The sequence below is a fragment of the Agrobacterium sp. CGMCC 11546 genome (genome assembly GCF_013365515.1).
GTDB classification, from domain to species: Bacteria; Pseudomonadota; Alphaproteobacteria; order Rhizobiales; family Rhizobiaceae; genus Agrobacterium; species Agrobacterium fabrum.
This window is the reverse complement of sequence record NZ_CP047387.1, coordinates 2,429,525-2,449,694: the sequence shown is the minus strand read 5'-3', so window position 1 is coordinate 2,449,694 and position 20,170 is coordinate 2,429,525. Positions and strand designations below refer to the sequence as shown.

The window sequence follows — 20,170 nt, the reverse complement described above, 5'->3', positions numbered from 1 at the left end:
TACCCCAGCGATCCGGCGGGGCCGGATCATCTCAGGCGAATATCCATGCCGTCGGCTCTTTCCATCGTCATCAACAATCCGTCGATCCGCATCGGGGCGCTCGCCATCCTGTTTTTCGGCTTTTCGAATGCGGCGACCGCGCCCTATCAGGCGGTCATCGGCATTCGTGAAATCGGGCTGAGCAACAGCGTCTACTCGCTGTTGATGCTGTTTGCCGCCGTTATCAATGTCAGCGCCAGCGTCTTGATGGGCATCGTCGCCGACAGACTGGGCGAATATCGCAAGCCTATGCTGCTCATCGCGCTCTTCGGTGTCAGCGGTTATATGCTGGTTTATCTGATCGGCAACGCCACGGCTTTCGTCAGTGCCAAGCTTATTCTGCTGCCGATTTTCGGGGCGATGAACTCGCTGATCTTCGCACATGTGCGCGCTGATGCCCGCAATCTTTCAACGGGCGACATGATCGCCGTGAATTCGATCATGCGGGCGACCATCTCGCTGTCCTGGGTACTGGTACCCGGCATTGTCGGCATTTTTCTGGTGAATTCCGGCAATATGCTTCTGGCGTTCCTGTTTTCGGGTATCTGTGCGCTCATTTGTTTCCTGCTGGTTGCTTTCTGTCTGCCACGCGCGGCCACGCCGGCGGTCGTCAATAATGAAGCGCGCTTCGGCCTCATGGCTTCCCTTGCGGAAATCGGATCGCGGCGGGTGCTTTTGCGGATTATCGCCATCGCCCTGATCTGCTCCATGCTGCATCTGAATGATTCCATCCGCTCACTCATCATCACCGGACAGGCAAAGGGTACGGTTGCGGATATCGGTATCGTCGCGGGCATCGTCGCCGCGCTGGAAATTGTCTTCATTCTCCTCTGGGGCTGGATCGAAAAGAAGGTGCCGCAGACGCTGACGCTCGCGGCGGGTGCGGTGCTTTACGCCATCTATCTCATCCTGCAGGGGCTCGCTTCCGCGCCGTGGCACATCTACGCACAGACCGTCATCAGCGCGCTCGGTGCCGCCGCCATCATCAGCATTCCCATCACCTATCTGCAAGAGTTGATCGCCGATCGCCCGGGGCTCGGAAGCTCGCTGATCGCGGTCAATATCTTCCTCGGCGCCGGTCTCGGTGCGCTGATTTTTGCCGTTGGAACCCTGGTCTCCAGCTATTCGGGGACGTCGATACTGGGTGCGATCGTCGGTCTGGGCGGTGTTTACATGCTCTACACGCTTGATGGGACCGGCCGCCGCAGGTAACGGCCACCCTATGAAAGAGGTACCAATGATTCTCGAGATTTGCGTGGACGATGTGGCCGGTCTGGAAGCGGCTGTCAGGGGCGGGGCCGACCGGATCGAGCTTTGTGCGGCGCTGTCCGGCGGCGGCGTGACGCCATCGGCGGGGTTCATGCAGCGGGCTGCGGCCTATGGATTGCCGGTGAGTGTCATGATCAGGTCGCGCGCCGGGGATTTCGTGTTCACGCACGACGAGGCCGATGTGATGAAACGCGATATCGATGCGGCACGCGCCGCAGGGCTTTCAGGCGTTGTACTCGGCGCATCGCGTGGCGATGGCTCGCTTGATATGGCTTTGCTTGAAGACTTGCGCCGTCACGCCGACGGAATGGATGCGACGCTGCACCGGGCGTTCGATGTCGCGCCGGATATGGAAGAGGCCCTGGAGGCTGCCATTTCGCTTGGTTTTCCACGCATCCTGACCTCCGGCGGCGCGCGTTCGGCGCTTGAGGGCATAGAGACGCTGGCACACCTGTCGGAGCTTGCCAAAGGCCGGATCGTCATCATGCCTGGAGCGGGTGTGCGTCCGCAAAGCGTTCAGGTTTTGCTGGATCGTTTTCCGATCACGGAAATCCACGCGTCCTGTTCCGCCGTCCCGTTTTATGATCCGGAAAGCAGCGTGGCGAAGCTCGGTTTCACCGGCGCGGGGCGCAAGGCGACGGATGAGGCCGCCGTGCGCGAATTAAAGTCGATCCTCAGCGCTCATCATAAAGGCGGCGCAACGCTCTAGCGGTGCCGGCCGCGCCATCGAGATCGAGGTGGATCTTGTCCGGTTCCGGCAGCGCCAATGCCGCCTTGATTGCATCGGCCATGGACTGCGCGGAGATGTGTTTTTCCTCAAGCACCTGCGCCAGCCCTAGTCGCGCCAGCCGTTCCGCGCGGGCGCTCTGTTCCGTTTCGCCACCGGCCGCGAATGGGATCAGGAGCGAGCGGCATTTCGCCTGGAGAATATCACACACGGTATTGTAACCCGCCTGTGAGACCGAAAGCCGTGCACCGGCAAGCAGGCTTGCGAAATCCTTGCGGAAGCGGAAGACGGAGACATTGTTCGGCGCTTTGGCCGAGATCGCATCGAAATCTGCCTGCGGCATGTTGGGACCGGTGACGAGGCACCAGCTTTTGATGCCAGCGAGCAGCGGCGCCGCTTCAAGGGCTGCCCGGATGAGGGCTGCACCGACGGCGCCGCCGCCCGCGGAAACGACGATATCGAATTTTTCAGCAGGCTCCGGCGGTCGCTGCGGGGCGACGAGCCCGGTATAGACAATGCGCTGGCTAATTTCGCCGGCGAGGGGGAACGTGTCTTCCAGCCGGGCGAAATCGGGATCGCCGTGCACGAGCACTGCGTCGAAATGTTTCTTCACCAGGGATACGGTCTCTTCGTCCCGGCCGGGCTTGGTCTTTTCCTGGAGGATATCACGCAGCGATGTCATGACGAGCGGGCGTGGTTCGCTGTCCTCGATCTCGTCCAGCAGCGGCAGCAATTCGAAGCGCACCTGTCTGCGGCCGAAGGGGAAAGCCTCGATGATGACGATATCGGGCTTTGCGCCGTGATAGGCGCCGATCAGCATGTCGGTTCTGAGGTTCTTGAAAGTGTTGTCCACCGGCTTGCCGGAACTGTCGACCAGGCCGGAAAAGCTGCCATCGCTGACGGCGATTGGTGGTAGTTCGACATGACGGATGCCCTCGCCCGGAAAGCCCGGAACCGGGGTGCCGCCGGTGACCAGAACGACATCGAAACCATCCGCCTGCAAGGCATTGGCAACGCGGCTGGCGCGGGCAATATGGCCGATGCCGAGAAGATGCTGCACGTAAAAGAAAACGGAAGGACGCTTTTCCATCGCGGTCATGGTGTCTTTTCCCACTCGGTCTTAAACAGAGCCTTCAACTCGGCGATGCTGGTGCGGTGGTCGAAAGCCGTTCTTACACGGTTTTCGGCGGCAGCGCCCAGACGCTGGCGCAATTGCGGATCGGTGATGGCGGTGCGCAGCGCTTCTGCGAAGGCTGCCGGATTTTCCGGTTCCGTCAGCAGGCCGTTTTCGCCATTCACGAAGAACTCCGGGATGCCTGATATATTGGTGGAAATGCAGGTCAGCGCCTGGCTCGCGGCCTCCACCAGCACATTGGGAAGACCGTCGCGGTCGCCATCGCTGGTGATGCGGCAGGCAAGTGCGAAGAGGTCCGCCTCGCGGTAATTTTCCAGCACCTGCTTCTGCTCCATGGCACCGGTCCAGACGATCCTGTCGGCAATGCCGAGTTCGTCGGCCAGTTTTTTCAGCGCGGAGAGTTCGTCGCCACCGCCGATATGGGTGAAGCGCCAATGGATTGTCTGGGGAAGCGAAGAGAGCGCCCGCAGCAGAATATCGATGCCTTTTTTCTTGACCGCACGACCGACGCTTAAAATCCTGACCGGATCATCAGCGGTTGACCCGTCTCTTGCGGGGCGCGGTCCATCGAAATGCGGGAAACGGGTGAGATCGAGCCCGTGATAGCTCAGATGCACATTCTGCTTTGCGCCGGAGAGCGCCTGCAGATGCTGAAAACCGCCGGCAGTGCAGGTCACGGCCCAGCGGGCGCTTTGCAGCTTGGCCGCGAGGTCGCGGTCGCTGGAGGTCCAGATGTCCTTGGCATGGGCGGAAATCGTCCACGGTGTGCCTGTTATGAGATGGGTGTAAGCGGCAACGGAGGCGGGCGTGTGGATGAAATGAACATGCAGCCATTCGGCATCCACAGGCCATTCATGGGCCAGAACCGCGGCCTGCCCGAAACGGCGAAAGCGGTTGCGGCTGAGATCATGCGGCAGGTCGCTGAAAAACCGGCGAAGTGCCTTGGTAAAGCCCGGCTTTTTACGGCAGGCCCATAGCGCCTTCAGAACCCGCAGGGGCTCCTCATGCAGATATTCCGGCAGATATGTGACGGGCGCGCGGATTTCATCGTGAACGGGGTGGCGCTTCTTGTCCGTCGGACGGCGCATGGACATGAGTTCGAGTTCCAGCCCGGCCTTTTCGAGCCCCAGAAGCTCCTGGGCGATGAAAGTCTCGGACAGGCGCGGATAGCCCTTGAGGAGAACCACGATTTTTTTTGTATCGGTCACGTTGCGCGTGTCTCTTTTGAAGCAGTGTTGGTTGGGAAGCCGATCACGCGGTGAGCGTAATCGGTGCCTTCTCGCTCTCGTGCGGCAGCCATTCCGCAATCCGACGCGATATGTTTTCCAGACCGTCGAGCTTCAGATTCTGGGAGTTGACGGAAGGAGGCGCGCGGTTGGGCAGGGCTTTGAGAGCCTCTGCCATTTTTGCGGGGTTCTCTGCGTCTTCCGGCAAAAGCATGTCGAAAAGGCCAAGCTCCGATGCGCGGGTGGCGCGGATGAGCTGCTCTTCCCGCGGCACCGTGCGGGGCACGACGAGAGCGGGTTTGTCGAAGGACAATATTTCGCAGACGGTGTTGTAGCCGCCCATCGAGACAACGGCCTGGGCCCCGGCGACGAGGTCTTCCATGCGGTTGTCGAATTCGATGATCTCGATATGCGGGATATCGGCAACGCTGCTCATGAAGCGCTGGCGCTGATCCGCGGGCATATAGGGGCCGAGCACGACAAGCGCTTTATGCGTCAGTTCCGGGTCATGGTGATAGGCGTTGATGACGTCATCTATCAGTTCACTGCCATCGCCGCCGCCGCCGGTGGTGATGAGAAGATAATCGCCTTCCGGCCGGTGTGCCACGGTTTCGGCCTGGGTTTTGGATCGTTGCAGGAAACCGACGAAATCCATCTTGTCGCGCACGGTCTGCGGAACGTCGAGCCCTGTCAGCGGGTCGTGGAAATCCGGCGGGCCGTAGACCCAGACATGGTCATAGAACTGGCCGATCTTGGTCATGACGTTGTTGCGCTTCCACTCGGCCTCGAGCAGTTGCGGGGCATCCATGACGTCGCGCAGGCCAATGACGAGCTTGGTGCCCTGTCCCTTGAGATAGGCAAGCGTTTCCTCCACCTCGCCGCGCAGGCCCATGGGCTCCTTGTCGACGATGAAGATGTCAGGCTGGAAGCTCTCGGCGGTGTGATAAATGATGGATCGGCGCATCTTCAGCGTTTCCTGGAGATCGATATGCCTGTCCATCGAGGTGTATTCGCCGTTGCGCAGCTTGATGACGCTCGGGATTTTCACGAAATCGACGCGGGCGCGATAATCGAATGCACCGGCAATGGTCGCGCCCGATATGATGAGGACGTTGAGGCCACGATAATCCTCCACCAGCGCATGCGCGATGGTGCGACACCGTCGCAGATGGCCGAGCCCGAAGGAATCATGGCTGTACATGAGAATGCGCGCGTCGTTCAAACGAGGGCTCATGGGCCACACCTCTTTTTGCCTTCCACAAAAAAGGCGATGGCTGAAGGGCAATAGATCAAGGTGTATTCCATTTTATCTGAAGGGGTCCGCAGCATCACGTAGTCCGTCGCCGAAGAAATTAAAGGCCAGAATGACGAGAACGACCGGGATCGTCGGGATGAGAAGCCACGGATATAGCGCAATGACGCTGACGCTGCGCGCCTCCGTGAGCAGAATTCCCCAACTTGTGATCGGTGGCCTGAGACCGAGGCCGAGGAAGCTCAGGGCGGTCTCGCCGAGAATCATGCCGGGTATCGTCAGGGTGGCCGAGGCGATGAGATGTGACATGAAGCCGGGGATAAGGTGTCTGCCAATGATGCGCGGTGTGCCGGCACCCATCAATTGCGCAGATAAAACATAGTCTTCCTCGCGAAGCGCCAGAAGCTTCGAGCGCACGGCGCGTGCAAGTCCAGTCCAGTCCAGCATGCCGAGAATGATGGTGATGCCGAGATACACGAGGATCGGGCTCCAGGTCACCGGCATGATGGCCGCCAGCGCCAGCCAGAGAGGAATGCTGGGGATGGATTGCAGCACCTCGATGATGCGCTGGACAATCAGGTCAAAGGTGCCGCCGCGATAGCCCGCCAGACCGCCGATCACAATCCCGAGAACGAAGCTCATGGCAACACCGAGAAGACCGATGGTCAGCGAGATGCGCGCGCCGTAGATAATCCGCGACAGCACATCGCGCCCCAGCCTGTCAGTGCCGAGCAGGAACATTTCACCGCCTTCGGCCGGGCATACAAAGTGGGTTCTGCCCTCAAACATGCCCCAGAAGCGATAGGTATCGCCCTTGCAGAAGAAGCGCAGCGGCTGGATATCCGTCGGCACATCCCGGTAGACGCGCCTCAGATTGTCCATGTCGAGCGTCATTTCCCGGCCATAAACGAAGGGACCGACAAATTTTCCGTCGTCGAAGAGGTGGATAGCCTGCGGCGGCGCGTAGATATGCTCGATATTGCGGGTATGAAGATTGTAAGGGGCGAGGAACTCGCTGATCAGGATCGAAAGATAGATCAGCGCCAGAAACGCGCCGGACCACACAGCGATCTTGTGCTGGCGGAATTGCCACCACATCAGCTTCAGCTGTGATGCCTTGCTGAAGGCCGCCATTCCAGAGGTGTTGGGTTCGATGAGCGACGGGTCGAAGGGTGCCGTCGAGACGTAATGGGGCAGGGCTTCGCCTGATTTCGGAATGGATGAAGTCATTTGACGTTACCACCTCCGAAGCGGATGCGCGGGTCGAGTATGGCAAGGGCGATATCCGACACCAGAACGCCGATCACCGTCAGGAAAGCCAGGAACATCAGGAACGAGCCGGCAAGATACATATCCTGGCTTTGCAAAGCCCGGATGAGCATTGGGCCAGTGGTTTCGAGCGACAGGACGACGGCGGTGATTTCCGCGCCTGAGATGATGGCGGGCAGGATCGAGCCGATATCCGAAATGAAGAAATTCAGCGCCATGCGCAGCGGATATTTGATCAGCACCTTAAAGGGGTGCAGCCCCTTGGCGCGGGCTGTCACCACATATTGTTTCTGCAACTCGTCCAGCAGATTGGCGCGCAGGCGGCGGATCATGCCGGCCGTGCCTGCCGTTCCGATGATGAGGACGGGAATCCAGATATGTTCGAGGATCGATTTGAACTTCGCCCAGCTCATCGCCTGGTTCAGATATTCCCGGTCCATCAGATGGCCGATGGAGATGCCGAACCAGATATTGGCGAAATACATCAGGATCAGTGCCAGCATGAAATTGGGGATGGCAATGCCGAGCAGGCCGAGGAAGGTGAGCCCGTAATCTCCCCAGCTGTATTTATGCGTGGCGGAATAGATGCCGATCGGAAAGGCAAGAATCCAGGTGACGATGATGGTGACGAAGGAGACCAGAACCGTCAGCCAGAGGCGGTCTCCCACCACATCGCTGACCGGCAGCTGATATTCGAAGGAATAACCGAAATCGCCGACCAGCATGCCGGTCGCCCAGCGGAAATAGCGGATCGGTGCCGGCTGATCGAAACCGTAACGGGTGCGCAATTCCTCGATTTCGGCAAGGTTTGCCGTCTCACCCATCGCGCGCAGCTCGGCGACGTAGCTTTCGAAATAATCGCCCGGCGGCAGTTCGATGATGGTGAAGACCAGCATTGAGATCAGGATCAGCGTGGGGATCATGACGAGGATGCGCTTGATTATATACCGCAGCATATCAGGCGTCTCCGTCATACCAGAAGGCATCCGGCATATAGACGCCGAGATAGGATGTGGGCTCATAACCGAAAAGCGCCTTGTCCGGCACATTTCGCATGCGTTTGACATGGACGACGGGTTGCAGCGCGCCGTTGACGATGCCGATCGAAAACACCTGCTGGGTATAAATACCGAGCATTTCCAGCCAGATCGCCTCCCGTTCTTCCTCGGTGACGCTTCTGCGCCATTTTTTGAGGAGATCAAGAAGATGCGCCGCCTCCGGCAGGTCGGGCTCCTTGCCCTCGCGGCCGCCGGACAGATAATGAATGCCCCAGACCGGCCATTGCAGCTGATCGTCGCCGGTGGGCGCGAGACCGGAAGGCAGCATATCAGGTGTGGGCACGCCATTGTCCATGCCCATCCATACCGACATCAGCACCTCGCCGCCCATGGCGCGCTTGCGGAAGACGTCGCGCTGGGTGGGGCGCACCGAAACCGCAATGCCGATATGCCGCCAGTGATCCGTCACCAGTTCCATGACATCGGTTTCGAGTGTACTTTCGCCTGTCGTTTCGACGATGATATAGGCGGGTCGACCATCCGGCAGGAGCCGAAGGCCGGCATTGTCGCGCTTGTCGAAACCCGCTTCATCGAGCAGCCTGTTGGCCGCCGCACGATCGAAAGCGCTCCAGGCGTCCGCAAATTCCTGCCGGTAAAGCGGACTTTCCGGGAGCACGGTGTCGGCGCTTTCCTTGGCCAATCCGTAAAAGCAGACCATGTTGATTTCATGCCGGTTGATCGCGAGCGACAGGGCGCGGCGCACGCGCACGTCCTGGAAAGCGGTGCGCCAGACCGGATCGGCGCAATTGAGATTGGGCAGCAGCGCGATGCGCGAGCCTTGAGAGCGTTTGTAGAGATTGACCTTCAGGGGGAAACGCTTTTCCGCATCCTTCAGGAAAGTGTAATCGGCGAAATCGAGGCCGAAATATTGCAGGTCGCTATCGCCCGATGCCGTTTTGGCCGAGATGATATCGGAGGAGGTGACGTTCAGCAGGAAACGGTCGAGATAAGGCAGCTGCAGGCCGTTTTCGTCGACGCGGTGATAATAGGGGTTGCGCTCGAACACGAATTGCTCGGCCGGCGGCGAGGTCGTGTTTCGCCATGCGTCGAGCGTCGGCAAAGCGGGGTTCTCCGGCCGGACCTGCCGTGACATCTTGATATGAAGCCCGCTCCAGTCATCCGCCTTGTTCTTCTTGATGAGCTTGGCGAGATTTTCCGCGGTCTGATATTTGACGTGGAACTGCTTCATGTAAGCGGCGGGAAGGAACAGCCGCGCAGGCGAGGCCGCCGCGAGCTTTGCCAGGAAATCCGGGTTCGGGCCTTCCCAGGTGTAACGCACCGTCAGCCGGTCGACGACTTCGATCAGCGGTGGATTATTGTTGACCAGAAGTTCGATCGGCGGACCGCCCTTGTGAATTTCCTTGTTGAGGGCGACATCCTCCCAGAAGTATCGGAAATCCTCGGAAGTGAAGTCGCTGCCATCGGACCATTTGTGGCCCTCGCGCAGCTTGAAGGTGAAGATGCGCTCTTCCTGAACCTCGTAGCTTTCGAGGATGTCCGGATGCAGTTCGAATTTTTCGTCATAACCGACAAGGCGGGCATAGTTGCTGATCGGCATGAGCCGGATGTCACGCTGGCCGCCAATGAGCATGCGCACCGAGCCGCCATGTTTTCCTGGCTCGCGGCCAAGCGCTTTCATGTCGATGACGCGCGGGTTTTTCGGCAGGCGCTCGGCCACGTCGGGCAATTCGCCCTTTTCGCGTTTGTCCTTGAAATAGGCCGGGTCGACATAGGCGGCGCGCGCATAGGCCGGCAGGAAAACGGAGGCCAGCAAGGCGAGCGTGGTGCGGCGCGTGATCAAGGGCGAAGCTCCCGGATATCGGCATTGCCGTTGGCAAGGACGAAATGGCCTTCGCCGAGATCGGCTGATATCATCTCGCAATCACCCTCGTCCCGGAACTGCTTGCCCCAGTCGAATTTGCCTGTCGCGCTGATCTTGCCGATGGTGCGGAAATCGAGCGGACGATCGAGATCGGGGAAAGGCACGGCGGCCAGCAGGGATTTCGTATAGGGGTGAACCGGGGAGCGCATCAGGATTTCGCGCGGTGCCAGTTCCACGATACGGCCCTCGCACATCACGGCCACGCGGTCTGCCATATAGTCCACCACTGCGAGATTATGCGAGATGAAGAGATAGGTGAGCCCGAGATCCTGCTGCAAATCCTTCAGCAGATTGAGGATCTGCGCCTGCACCGAGACATCGAGAGCGGAGACGGGTTCATCGCAGATCAGCAATTCGGGACCGAGCGCCAGGGCGCGGGCAATGCCGATACGCTGCCTCTGGCCGCCGGAGAAACTATGGGGATAGCGGTTCAGCGCGCTTTCGCCGAGGCCGATGGCCCTGACGAGACCACGGACTTTTTCCGCGCGGTATTTCGCATCGCCCCGCCCGTGGATTTCGAGCGGCTCGCTCAGGATATTGCCGACGGTCATGCGGGGAGACAGCGATGAAATCGGGTCCTGGAAGACCATCTGTATCTTCGACCGCAGCTCTTTGAGATCACCGTCCTTCGCATTGAGGACGTCGATATCGCCTTCCGGCCGGTGAAAGGTTATCGAACCCTCATCCGGCCGGACGGCGCGCATGAGGATTTTACTGACGGTGGTCTTGCCGCTGCCGCTTTCGCCGACCAGCCCGAGGCATTCGCCGCGACAGATTTCAAAACTGACGCTGTTGACCGCCTTCGTGGCATTGGCGTCGCTTTTGCGGAACCAGCTGGATTTGCGGGTCGTGAAGGTCTTGCTGATGTCATCGACGGTCAGAAGCGGGCCGGGGGTTTTGTTGACCGCGGCGGTCTTTTTGCCGACGAGGCTTTCGTGGTCCACCTTGATTTCGCGCAGCGCCTTCAGCCTTTCGCCGGGCTTCATGTCGAAATGCGGTACGGCGGCCATCAGGCCCTTGAGATAGGGATGGCCCGGCGCCTTGAAAATGTCATCGACCGTGCCAGCTTCCATGATCTCGCCCTGATAGATCACGGCCACTTCGTCGGCGATGTTGGCGACAACACCGAGATCGTGGGTGATGAGCAGCATGCTCATGTTCAGCCGGCTCTGGAGATCGCGCAGCAGCTTGAGGATTTGTGCCTGTATCGTCACATCCAGCGCGGTTGTCGGCTCATCCGCAATCAAAAGTGCAGGCCGACAGATGAGCGCCATGGCGATCATGGCACGCTGGCGCATGCCGCCCGACAGTTCGAAGGGATACATGTTCACGACCTTCTTGGGTTTGGAAAACCCTACGAGATCGAGCGTTTCATACATTTTTTCCGCGCGCTCTGCCGGCGACAGGATGCTGTGGATTCTGAGCGCTTCATCGATCTGGTTGCCGATGGTGTGCAGCGGCGAAAAGGAGGTCATGGGCTCCTGAAAAATCAGACCGATGCGATTGCCACGGATCGAGCGGATTTCCCGGCCGTCCTTCGGCAATTGCAGCAGATCGATGGGGCCGGCGGCGGCGTTTTCAGGGTCGGTAAACAGCACGCGGCCGTTCACACGCGCCGTCTTGGGATGGATCCCCATGATGGTCTGGCCGATGACGGACTTTCCCGAGCCGGATTCGCCGACAAGAGCCGTCACTTTTCCCGGGAGAATGCGCAGGCTGGTATCCCTGACGGCATCAATGGTGCCGCCCATGAGAGAAAAAGAGACCCGCAGATTTTCAATACGGAGCAAATCTGCGCCAGCGCTCATGCCAAAAGGTTCCTTGCCGTCTCTTTATCTTGCCTTGTGACAATTGTTCAGGAGGGCTTAAACTCACGTTATCGCAGGGTTTGTTGTCTGTCTATGCCTCTGAAACATTGAATTGTTTAGCAAATTCAAAGCCGGCTTCCGAAATGTGGCGGCTTGCCCGACCGTGCATGTTTGGTGCTATGTTAACGGGCGCTTTGGAACGAGGATCCATGTCCGACAAGAAATATTACGACGCTCAGCTCGATAAGGCCCGGCAGTTGCAAAATGAAGGGCAATATGCGGAAGCAGACGCGCTTCTCTTATCGTTGGTTGCAGCAAAGGACGCGCATCTGATGGGCGAGCGAACTGTGCTCGGCCTGCCGCGCCGGCTGCATGCCGCGCGGCTGCGCCTCGCCAAGGCCGAAGGCGATCTGGTTGCTAGGATCGGTTATCAATATACGCTGGTTCCGCCGCCGGATATGCTGGCAAAATATACGCAGTTTTCCGCCGAAGACCGGCGCATGATCAATCTCAAAAGCCGGGAGGATGTGCCGCGGCTCATTCACCAGATATGGATCGGGGAAAAAGCGCCGCCGATATCGGTCAAAGCCTGGGCCGCCCATGCCGCGCGGCATGGTTACGACTATCGACTCTGGCGGGAGGCAGATCTTGAGCGGGAGGGTGTGTTTTCGAATGCCATCTTTAACAGGATGCTCAGTGAGGGCGATTATCCCGGCGCGGTGGACGTGGCGCGTTACATCCTGCTGGAGCGTTTTGGCGGTATCTATCTCGACTGCGACTGGTATCCGGCGCGCGACGATAGGAGTTTCGATGCTTTCGTGCCTCTGGCAGGGCTGACGGCGTTTGACGAAAAAACGCCGCGCGATACGGGGCAGGGGAGCATGCTGCTTGCCAATTCCTTCATTGCTGCCCCAGCCGGACATCCGGTCTTTCGCAAGATGCTCGATTCCTTTCCAGGGATCATCGAGGAAATGCCGCGTGCGCCGGCCTGGTGGTCGACCGGTCCGCTGATCTTCACCGTCATCGCCCGGGCGGGCAGTATCAGCCTTGCGCCGGCGTCGTTTGTCGCCGTGACCCTTGCCGACCGCGCACCGCTGGAGGAGGTGGAGGCGATCAGGCGGGAACTTGCCACGCAGGACAGCGGGATGCTGATCGCCTGGAAGTCATGGTGATATCTCGTTGACGAGATCGTTCGAGGAACGCCAGCGGGCGGCGGGATGCCCTGTCGTCACCTCGAAAAGCTGCCGCAGGAAGCGCCAGACAGTATCGTCATGCACAAGATGATGGGTGAGGATACCGGTCGTGCCGCCCTCTTCGGCGGTGCGCAGTATGCGGGCTGCGGTCTCGGAAAACAGGATATCATTGTCACGGCCGCCGCGGCTGCCGTGCCAGTCGATGACATCGACATGGGTGTTCAGGCACGGCGGCACGGTGTTTTTCTCGGGGCCGAAGACGGATAAAGCGCGATATCCGATATCCGCCAAACTCGTCACGATACCGGCATCGACACGATTCCACGGCGGCACCAGCATCGGCACAAGACGCCTGCCATGCAGGTCGTGGAGCTTATCCAGTCCGGATTGCAATTCATCAAGCACGATGGCCGGGTCGCGATGCGGCCCGAGTTCCTGTTTCTTTTCCTTGTCCCCGGCGTAATTCACATGTGACCAGCCATGGACGGCGACGTCAGCAATATCCGAGGCATCCAGATGTGTCGCAAGCTTATCCGTCGTCATCTCGGGAATGACCGCGAGCGTAACAGGGACGGAAAAGCTACCGCAAAGATCAAGCAGTATGTCGAGAGCGAGCGTCGGTTCCACCGCATCGTCGTCCCGCAGCCAGAGATCGGCCTTTATGCCGCGCCGACTGCATTCATCCAGTGCCGCGGTGAGTTTTTTCAGACTCATGATCTTCGTGCCTTTGCCTGCAAAAGAATTTGGTTCAGCGTCGTTGCGGCGTTTTCCAGAGATCGTTCATTGATGACGAACTGGCGGGCCGCTTTTGCCAGCTCCTCACGCTGTCTGTCATCGCCGAGCAGGGTCCTGATTGCCTCGGCGTAAGCGGCTGTATCATTTTCCGGTGTCAGTAATCCTGTCGTGCCGGATTTTACCACCTCGGGAACGCCGGCGACTTTTTCGGCCACGACAGGCAGACCGGCGGCCTGCGCTTCGAGATAGGCGAGACCATAGGCCTCGCCATGACCCGGCCAGACATAAAGGGAAGCTTTTGAAAGAAGTGTCGCGATTTCTGTCGGGCTTTTTTCCCCGTGCCAGCCAAGGCGATGATCGGGAAACGCGCTGAACATCGTCTCCACGGCCGCGCGTTCCGGGCCGTCGCCGATGATATCCAGCGTCCAGTCGAGAGTCTCAGGCAGTAAAGCCAGCGCTTCGGACAGGGTACGATAGCTCGAGAGCTTGTCGCCCGCCCGCATCATGGCGACGGTGATCAGCCTTGCGGGCTCCGGCCGGGGTATGTTGCTGAGAAATGCCCCGGCGTCGATGAATGGTGGCAATATCGCCCATTGCAGGGTGGGGGAAGCGCGCACAAGCCCTTCACGGTCCCGCGCGGTGAAGCAGATATTGACCGCGGCCCCGTTCAATGCGGCGAGCAACCCGTCCTGAATCGCCTGCCAGCCCATGCCGTTGCGTTTCGGCGAATAGGATGCCTCTGCAGTCACATATGCGATGCCGAAACGGTGCACGAGTTCCGGGCCGAGCAAATCCGGAGCCTTGTAATAGGGGTGATAACAAAACCAGAGGTCCGGTGCGCCCTCCTGCCGCCAGCGCTCCGCTATCGCTTCGATTTCGCGTCCCGCCTCATCGATCAGCGCTGGCCGCGCCGGATCGTCCGGCTGTTTCAGAAAGCTGCGCAGTTCCGAGGCGACGAAAACCTCATGGCCAGCCATCGTCATCGCTTTCATCAAAAGTCGGGCCATCAGCCGGTCGCCGGAGGGAACGGGATGGTAGGGTGACTTGAGCGGCGAATAAAAGGCGATCTTCATGCGGATGGTTGTGCGTCGCCTGCGGCTTGGGCGTCAACCGGAATTTGAAAGGGCCGAGCCTTGACAGGTCGGTCATTCTTGCCCAACTGAAAGGCATCTTTTGCACATGCGCGGAGCGTGACACGCTTTGACTTCCCCAGACATTTCCCGGACCCTGCTTTCCAGCATCGAAAACAAAAGCGCCAAAGCGGGGGTGATCGGCCTCGGCTATGTCGGCCTGCCGCTTGCCATGACGGTCGCTAAGGCCGGTTTCAAGGTCGTCGGTTTCGACATCGACCCCGGTAAAATTACCGCGATCGAAGCGGGCCGCAGCTATATCGAGGCGGTTTCCGATGAGGTGCTGGCAAGTGTGCGGCAGGATGACGGTTTCGTTGCCACCAGCGATTTTTTGAGGCTGGCCGAATGCGATGTGATCGCCATTTGCGTGCCGACGCCGCTGACGAAATATCGCGAGCCGGACCTTTCTTATGTCGAAAAGACCTGCCGGGATATTGCCGCACATCTGCGCAAGGGGCAGCTCGTGGTGCTGGAATCGACCACCTATCCTGGCACGACCGACGGGGTGGTGAAGACCATTCTGGAGAGCACCGGCCTCGTCTCTGGCGTCGATTTCTTCATCGGCTTTTCGCCCGAGCGGGAAGATCCGGGCAATCGCGATTTCGAGACCTCGACCATTCCGAAGGTTGTCGCCGGTGACGGCGAGGCTGCCGGAAAGCTGATGGCCGCCTTCTACGGCTCAGTGGTGAAGAAGATCGTTCCGGTTTCGACCAATGCCACGGCCGAGGCGGTGAAAATCACCGAAAACGTCTTCCGTGCCGTCAATATCGCGCTCGTCAACGAACTCAAGGTCGTCTACGAGGCGATGGGCATCGACATATGGGAAGTGATCGACGCGGCAAAAACCAAGCCGTTCGGTTTCATGCCGTTTTATCCCGGTCCCGGTCTCGGCGGTCATTGCATACCGATCGACCCTTTCTACCTCACCTGGAAATCGCGCGAATATGAATTGCCGACGCGGTTCATCGAGCTTGCCGGCGAAATCAATACCGGCATGCCGCGCCATGTCGTCGGGCGGGTTGCTGAAGCGCTGGATATCCATTCGGGGAAGGCGCTCAGCCGCTCGAAAGTGCTGGTCGTCGGTCTCGCTTACAAGAAAAACGTGCCCGACATTCGCGAAAGTCCGTCGCTGAAGCTCTTGGAGCTTATTCAGGAGCGCGGTGGCGATGCGGCCTATTTCGATCCCTATGTGGCGGAAATCCCGAAAACCCGGGAATATAGCCACCTTATGGGCATGAAATCCATATTCTGGGACAGGGAGACCATCGGCAGCTTCGATGCCGTTCTTGTCGCGACGGATCACGACAATGTCGACTATGCCGCGCTTAGCGACTGGGCGCCGCTGATCATCGATACACGAAATGTCTTCGCGCGCCGGGATATCGCCGCAAAACACATCATCAAGGCCTGATATTATGAGCAGACTGGACAGTTTCATTCGCCGTTTGAGCGCACAGCGCGATATCCTCAACCATGTCGAGGCCGATCTCGATCTGCCCGATCAGGGCGCGCTCATGGAAATCGGGCTTGGAAACGGGCGCACTTTCAATCACCTGCGGGAACTGTTTCCCAACCGCCGTATCATCGCTTTTGACAGGGCCATGGGTGCTCATGCCTCTTCCGTTCCGGCGGTAGAGGATCTCGTGATCGGTGAAATCTCGCAAACCGCTCCGGCCTTCATCGGCACGGACGCGGCGATGGTGCATGCCGATATCGGCACGGGTTATCCGGAAAAGGACGCGGTTACGCTCACATGGTTGCCCGATCTTGCCGCGGGCATGCTGGCAAAAGGCGGTATCGCCATCAGCGGTCTGCCGCTCGACCATGCCATGCTGAAACCGCTGCCGGTGCCGGAAAGCGTGCCGACGGATCGCTATTTTCTCTATCGCAAGATTTGACGGTGGACCGCCCGACGACAAAAGCGCCGTGACTGTCTCATAGATAACGCTCGCTCTCTTCTCTTGAGAGCAGATACACTTTCATCTGCGAGTTTCGTCCGCGAATGGCGATGTTTTCGCTTCTGAGATCGGCAATATCCTGTCCTGCCTGGATGATGGCCGGTTCGGAAACGACGATGGCGGCGCCGAATTCCTTGGCCTTGGATTCGAGCCGGCTTGCCACATTCACGGTATCGCCTATGGCTGTCAGGGTTTTTGCCGCGCCATATCCCATCACGCCGACGATGCTCGGGCCGGAGTGAATGCCAACCACCACTTCCAGGCGGACGGCGAATTGTTTCTCCAACCCTTCGTTCAGGATGGCGATATCCCGCAATATGGTTGCGGCTGCCTTCATGGCGTTGCGGCAGGCCCGGTCCGTATCCTCGCCAAGTCCAAAAAGGGCCATGGCGCCATCGCCGATGAATTTGTCGAGATGACCATCGGCCTGTTCGACGGCCTGGCCGACGATGGTGAAGTAGCGGTTCAAAAGGAAGACCACATCATAGGGCAGCTTCGCTTCCGACAGCGTGGTGAAATTGCGCAGATCGCAGAAGAGAATGGCGATTTCCTCTTCCCGACCGGGGCGGGCCGACTGCGCATCCGCGGGCAGATCGCTTTGCTGGGGCGGTGAAACGAGAAGCGCGATGTCGAGATCGCTGGTGGGGCGCAACTGACAACCGAGCCGCACGTCCGAATCGGCGTGGATACGCCGGAGCGTGGTCTGCTCGATATCTCCGGGTGGCGGAAGCGGGCCTTTGCTGTTCAGAACCTTGACGCGACAGGTCGAGCAGCGCCCCTTGCCGCCACAGACCGAGTAATGCGGGATGCCCGCGAGCCTGCTGGCTTCCAGAATACTGAAGCCGGCCGGAATACGCGCCTGCACGCCCTGTTCATAGTGGATTTCAATCGCGGTCAGCCTTTGCCGGAAGCTTCGCACACCACGCAAAACGAAGACCAGCATCACCGCGCCGGCGAAAATTGCCTCGGTCGCACCTGTGATGAACCGGATCCGCGTTTCCATCTCCCTTTGCAGCGGCAGTTCGTCTCTCTGGATAGTGTTATCCGTAAGCCCCGGAGGAAGTGCATATTTCCGATCCACCTCTTCCAGCCAGCGGCCCGCATCGCTGAAGCCCAGCAAGGCCAGAAGCGGCAGCATCACAGCCACCGTCATGAACAGCCCGGCGATTTTCGGATACCAGTCGCGGTATCGCAGCCAGAAATAGAGGCCGATGCATCCGTGGGTCCAGATGACAATCAATGCGAGGCTCTGCCACGCGCCGCTGACCGGATTGTTTATCCACAGCCTCCGGATGACGGAATAATAACCGACGTCGATGCCATAAAGCATATGTGAGGCGCGGATATTGACCGCATGGCCGATGATTAGAAACGGGATCGACAGTCCGAATATGACCTGAAGCGCCTCGCGAAGCGGCATGCGCAATGTCCTGCGCAGATAAAGCGAGCGCAGTACAAGGCAGACATGCACCACGACCGACCCGTAAAAAAGCAGACTGCTGACAGGATTGAGCCAGATCAGGCTGAACCATTTCCGCGCCCGTTCGGCCGTGTCGATGGAGATGAGTGCAAGGGAATGATTGGAGAGGTGGGAAAAAACGAAAGCAAATATGATGAGGCCGGATGCGATCCGGGCGCGTCTTAAATTGGTTTCCGAAAAGAAACGGATCATGCAAATCCCATCAAATGGCCGCTCGGTATAGAATCATCATGCAATAGGGGTGGCTCTATCTTAGATCGTCTCGCCGAATTTCCGGGCGGAAAAACGGGATATGCGTGTCTTGCAAATACCTTAAATGCAGGCCGGCTCATGGCAATATCGTGGAGCAATTGATCGGCAGCGGTCAATTGTGCGTGTTCGCATACAATCGTGGTGAGGAATGTTCCACCGCCAGATCGAAAAACGGTCGAAGGCCGCCCCACACCGAGGTCTGATGAGGATCAGATTTCGATGACCTGACCGTCCATCGCCGCGAATGCGCCGCTGAATTCGGCTTTCGCCTGCTTTTCGATATCGTCCAGCTCCTCGTCGCTGCGGCTCGGAGCGTGGTGGATGAAGCCGACATTTTTTGCGTCGGCAAGTTTGGCAAGGCGGATTGCCTGTTGCCAGGAGGAATGGCCATAACCGCGGTAAAGGCCCATTTCCTCATCGGTGAACATGGCGTCATAGAGGAAGAGATCGACATCCCTGATGAGATCAAGAACGGTTTCGTCGATGCTGGAGGGCTCATGTTCGGTGTCGGTGATGATGGCCAGCGACTTACCTTCCCAGTCCAGCCGGTATCCGATGGCATTGCCGGGATGGTTGAGCATTCCGGTTCTGATCGACAGGCCGGGGTGGACATCGAGCACGTCGCCCGCCTTGAAGTCACGGGTGGCGATCTTTGCGCAGCAAATCTCCAAGGGCACGGGGAACCAGGGAGGGCTCATGAAATTCTTGAGCATTTCCCGGGTGGTCATGCTTCCGGCCAGATGGCCCGACCAGATGGCGACATCGTTGGAGCTGTTATAAAAGGGCTTGAAATAGGGAAAGCCGACGATGTGGTCGTAGTGACAGTGCGAGAAGAACAGGTTGACGTCGGTAATGCCTTCCGCCCGCAGGGCAAGACCAGCGGGATGCAGGCCGGAACCGGCATCGAACAAAAGAACGTGATCACCGCATCTCACCTCGATGCAGATGGTATTCCCGCCGTATTTTCGGAAGTTTTCACCTGAAACGGGAAGCGTTCCCCGCGCACCCCAGATCTTTACCCGAAAATTTCTATTACTTTCCCGACTTCTCGTGTCGGAATCGAACGCCATGGCACACCCCAATAACAACGGAATCTTGCACGCTTTCCTCCCATGAAAGCCCGTTGTTTCTATAGATTCTTATATCCGCACATTTCTGGCGGGCCCCTTTACCCCTTATTCAGTCAGCATTTCATTTATATTGCAATAGTACGACATTTATTTTTCCAATATCGCCATTCAAGGTAGCAAGGAATTGTCGTTTATGTCTTGGCGCCTGCGCGCGCTTTGCTCAGTTCCGCCGTCGTCTGGGTAAGGCGTTCGGCGAGAACGCGCATGACCTTTATGGTGATGTCGGGGAAATCGGACATGAGCTTGAAGAACTGTTCCTTGCCGATGCGCAGGGCTTCCACATTGGTGGAGGCACGAATGGTCGCGGTTCTGACGCTGTCACAGAGAATGGCGATTTCACCGACGATGGCGTTGCCGGTCATTTCCGCCACTTTCAGCGTGCCCGATGGGGAATCGACCAGAACATCCACTTTTCCAGTCAGGAGAACATAGGCCGCATCGCCGACATCTCCCTGCCGAAACAGTGTATCGCCAGCGTGATAGGACACCCGGTCGGATGCGAATGCGAGCAGCTTGAGTTTGGATGGTTCCATTTCCGAGAAAAACGGGACCCTTTTCAACATCTGAATTTCGTCTTTAAACAGCATTGCCTTACCCTGTTCTTGTTCCACCTCGGTCACATTCTTG

Annotated in this window: 17 protein-coding genes; 5 read left to right on the top strand and 12 right to left on the bottom strand. The window is 58.7% G+C overall.

Annotation, left to right across the window (positions count from 1 at the left end; translation table 11 throughout):
• The first annotated feature begins 45 nt into the window (after positions 1-45).
• Both GSF67_RS12180 and GSF67_RS12175 read left to right on the top strand, forming a co-directional pair.
• On the top strand, positions 46-1,251 hold the full coding sequence (locus GSF67_RS12180) for an MFS transporter (RefSeq protein ID WP_006310738.1): 1,206 nt from the start codon (positions 46-48) through the stop codon (positions 1,249-1,251).
• A gap of 25 nt (positions 1,252-1,276) precedes the next feature.
• Positions 1,277-2,017, top strand: a complete 741-nt coding sequence (locus tag GSF67_RS12175; protein ID WP_006310737.1) for a copper homeostasis protein CutC — start codon at positions 1,277-1,279, stop codon at positions 2,015-2,017.
• On the opposite strand, the gene GSF67_RS12170 is transcribed toward GSF67_RS12175, so the two are convergent.
• The 7 genes from GSF67_RS12170 to GSF67_RS12140 form a co-directional block, all read right to left on the bottom strand.
• Positions 1,983-3,134: a glycosyltransferase family protein gene (locus GSF67_RS12170; protein WP_006310736.1), complete on the bottom strand. Its 1,152-nt coding sequence runs from the start codon at positions 3,132-3,134 to the stop codon at positions 1,983-1,985. The two genes, GSF67_RS12175 and GSF67_RS12170, sit on opposite strands and share 35 nt — an antisense overlap.
• Positions 3,131-4,378, bottom strand: coding sequence for a glycosyltransferase (locus GSF67_RS12165; RefSeq protein WP_006310735.1), 1,248 nt, complete (start codon positions 4,376-4,378; stop codon positions 3,131-3,133). Before GSF67_RS12165 ends, GSF67_RS12170 begins: the two co-directional genes overlap by 4 nt.
• 43 nt (positions 4,379-4,421) lie before the next feature.
• On the bottom strand, positions 4,422-5,630 hold the full coding sequence (locus GSF67_RS12160) for a glycosyltransferase family protein (protein WP_006310733.1): 1,209 nt from the start codon (positions 5,628-5,630) through the stop codon (positions 4,422-4,424).
• A gap of 72 nt (positions 5,631-5,702) precedes the next feature.
• Complete coding sequence (locus tag GSF67_RS12155; RefSeq protein ID WP_006310732.1) at positions 5,703-6,878, bottom strand: ABC transporter permease; 1,176 nt, start codon at positions 6,876-6,878, stop codon at positions 5,703-5,705.
• On the bottom strand, positions 6,875-7,873 hold the full coding sequence (locus GSF67_RS12150) for an ABC transporter permease (RefSeq protein ID WP_010972421.1): 999 nt from the start codon (positions 7,871-7,873) through the stop codon (positions 6,875-6,877). Before GSF67_RS12150 ends, GSF67_RS12155 begins: the two co-directional genes overlap by 4 nt.
• Position 7,874: 1 nt before the next feature.
• On the bottom strand, positions 7,875-9,776 hold the full coding sequence (locus tag GSF67_RS12145) for an ABC transporter substrate-binding protein (protein WP_006310730.1): 1,902 nt from the start codon (positions 9,774-9,776) through the stop codon (positions 7,875-7,877).
• Positions 9,773-11,665 (bottom strand): ABC transporter ATP-binding protein, encoded by a 1,893-nt coding sequence (locus GSF67_RS12140; protein ID WP_006310729.1) that lies wholly within the window; start codon positions 11,663-11,665, stop codon positions 9,773-9,775. The genes GSF67_RS12145 and GSF67_RS12140 overlap by 4 nt, the downstream gene beginning before the upstream one ends.
• A 209-nt stretch (positions 11,666-11,874) precedes the next feature.
• Here GSF67_RS12140 and GSF67_RS12135 point away from each other — a divergent pair, with 209 nt between their 5' ends.
• Positions 11,875-12,837 (top strand): glycosyltransferase family 32 protein, encoded by a 963-nt coding sequence (locus GSF67_RS12135; protein WP_006310728.1) that lies wholly within the window; start codon positions 11,875-11,877, stop codon positions 12,835-12,837.
• On the opposite strand, the gene GSF67_RS12130 is transcribed toward GSF67_RS12135, so the two are convergent.
• Together GSF67_RS12130 and GSF67_RS12125 are read right to left on the bottom strand one after the other, a co-directional pair.
• Entirely contained in the window at positions 12,829-13,572 is a 744-nt protein-coding gene (locus GSF67_RS12130; protein WP_006310727.1) for a polysaccharide deacetylase family protein, read from the bottom strand. The genes GSF67_RS12135 and GSF67_RS12130 overlap by 9 nt on opposite strands.
• The gene (locus GSF67_RS12125; protein ID WP_006310726.1) at positions 13,569-14,666 is read right to left on the bottom strand and encodes a glycosyltransferase family 4 protein; all 1,098 of its coding nucleotides are present in this window, start codon (positions 14,664-14,666) and stop codon (positions 13,569-13,571) included. Before GSF67_RS12125 ends, GSF67_RS12130 begins: the two co-directional genes overlap by 4 nt.
• Before the next feature lie 127 nt (positions 14,667-14,793).
• Between GSF67_RS12125 and GSF67_RS12120 the strand changes: the two genes are divergently transcribed.
• Positions 14,794-16,134, top strand: a complete 1,341-nt coding sequence (locus GSF67_RS12120) for a nucleotide sugar dehydrogenase (protein ID WP_006310725.1) — start codon at positions 14,794-14,796, stop codon at positions 16,132-16,134.
• Positions 16,135-16,138: 4 nt separating this feature from the next.
• Entirely contained in the window at positions 16,139-16,621 is a 483-nt protein-coding gene (locus GSF67_RS12115; RefSeq protein ID WP_006310724.1) for a class I SAM-dependent methyltransferase, read from the top strand.
• A gap of 37 nt (positions 16,622-16,658) precedes the next feature.
• Here GSF67_RS12115 and GSF67_RS12110 read toward each other — a convergent pair whose 3' ends face one another.
• From GSF67_RS12110 to GSF67_RS12100, 3 genes are all read right to left on the bottom strand, one after another.
• A complete protein-coding gene (locus GSF67_RS12110; RefSeq protein WP_006310723.1) occupies positions 16,659-18,353 on the bottom strand; it encodes an adenylate/guanylate cyclase domain-containing protein in 1,695 nt (564 codons plus the stop codon).
• Positions 18,354-18,622: 269 nt separating this feature from the next.
• Complete coding sequence (locus tag GSF67_RS12105) at positions 18,623-19,483, bottom strand: MBL fold metallo-hydrolase (RefSeq protein WP_050813465.1); 861 nt, start codon at positions 19,481-19,483, stop codon at positions 18,623-18,625.
• A 191-nt stretch (positions 19,484-19,674) separates the two neighbouring features.
• On the bottom strand, positions 19,675-20,130 hold the full coding sequence (locus tag GSF67_RS12100) for a cyclic nucleotide-binding domain-containing protein (RefSeq protein WP_006310720.1): 456 nt from the start codon (positions 20,128-20,130) through the stop codon (positions 19,675-19,677).
• Positions 20,131-20,170 lie beyond the last annotated feature (40 nt).

Bases quoted from the DNA above. Each gene is read 5' to 3' on its own strand.
- GSF67_RS12180 (WP_006310738.1), top strand. From the start codon at position 46: ATGCCGTCGGCTCTTTCCATCGTCATCAACAATCCGTCGATCCGCATC.
- GSF67_RS12175 (WP_006310737.1), top strand. From the start codon at position 1,277: ATGATTCTCGAGATTTGCGTGGACGATGTGGCCGGTCTGGAAGCGGCT.
- GSF67_RS12170 (WP_006310736.1), bottom strand. From the start codon at position 3,134: ATGACCGCGATGGAAAAGCGTCCTTCCGTTTTCTTTTACGTGCAGCAT.
- GSF67_RS12160 (WP_006310733.1), bottom strand. From the start codon at position 5,630: ATGAGCCCTCGTTTGAACGACGCGCGCATTCTCATGTACAGCCATGAT.
- GSF67_RS12155 (WP_006310732.1), bottom strand. From the start codon at position 6,878: ATGACTTCATCCATTCCGAAATCAGGCGAAGCCCTGCCCCATTACGTC.
- GSF67_RS12150 (WP_010972421.1), bottom strand. From the start codon at position 7,873: ATGCTGCGGTATATAATCAAGCGCATCCTCGTCATGATCCCCACGCTG.
- GSF67_RS12140 (WP_006310729.1), bottom strand. From the start codon at position 11,665: ATGAGCGCTGGCGCAGATTTGCTCCGTATTGAAAATCTGCGGGTCTCT.
- GSF67_RS12135 (WP_006310728.1), top strand. From the start codon at position 11,875: ATGTCCGACAAGAAATATTACGACGCTCAGCTCGATAAGGCCCGGCAG.
- GSF67_RS12130 (WP_006310727.1), bottom strand. From the start codon at position 13,572: ATGAGTCTGAAAAAACTCACCGCGGCACTGGATGAATGCAGTCGGCGC.
- GSF67_RS12125 (WP_006310726.1), bottom strand. From the start codon at position 14,666: ATGAAGATCGCCTTTTATTCGCCGCTCAAGTCACCCTACCATCCCGTT.
- GSF67_RS12115 (WP_006310724.1), top strand. From the start codon at position 16,139: ATGAGCAGACTGGACAGTTTCATTCGCCGTTTGAGCGCACAGCGCGAT.
- GSF67_RS12110 (WP_006310723.1), bottom strand. From the start codon at position 18,353: ATGATCCGTTTCTTTTCGGAAACCAATTTAAGACGCGCCCGGATCGCA.
- GSF67_RS12105 (WP_050813465.1), bottom strand. From the start codon at position 19,483: ATGGCGTTCGATTCCGACACGAGAAGTCGGGAAAGTAATAGAAATTTT.
- GSF67_RS12100 (WP_006310720.1), bottom strand. From the start codon at position 20,130: ATGCTGTTTAAAGACGAAATTCAGATGTTGAAAAGGGTCCCGTTTTTC.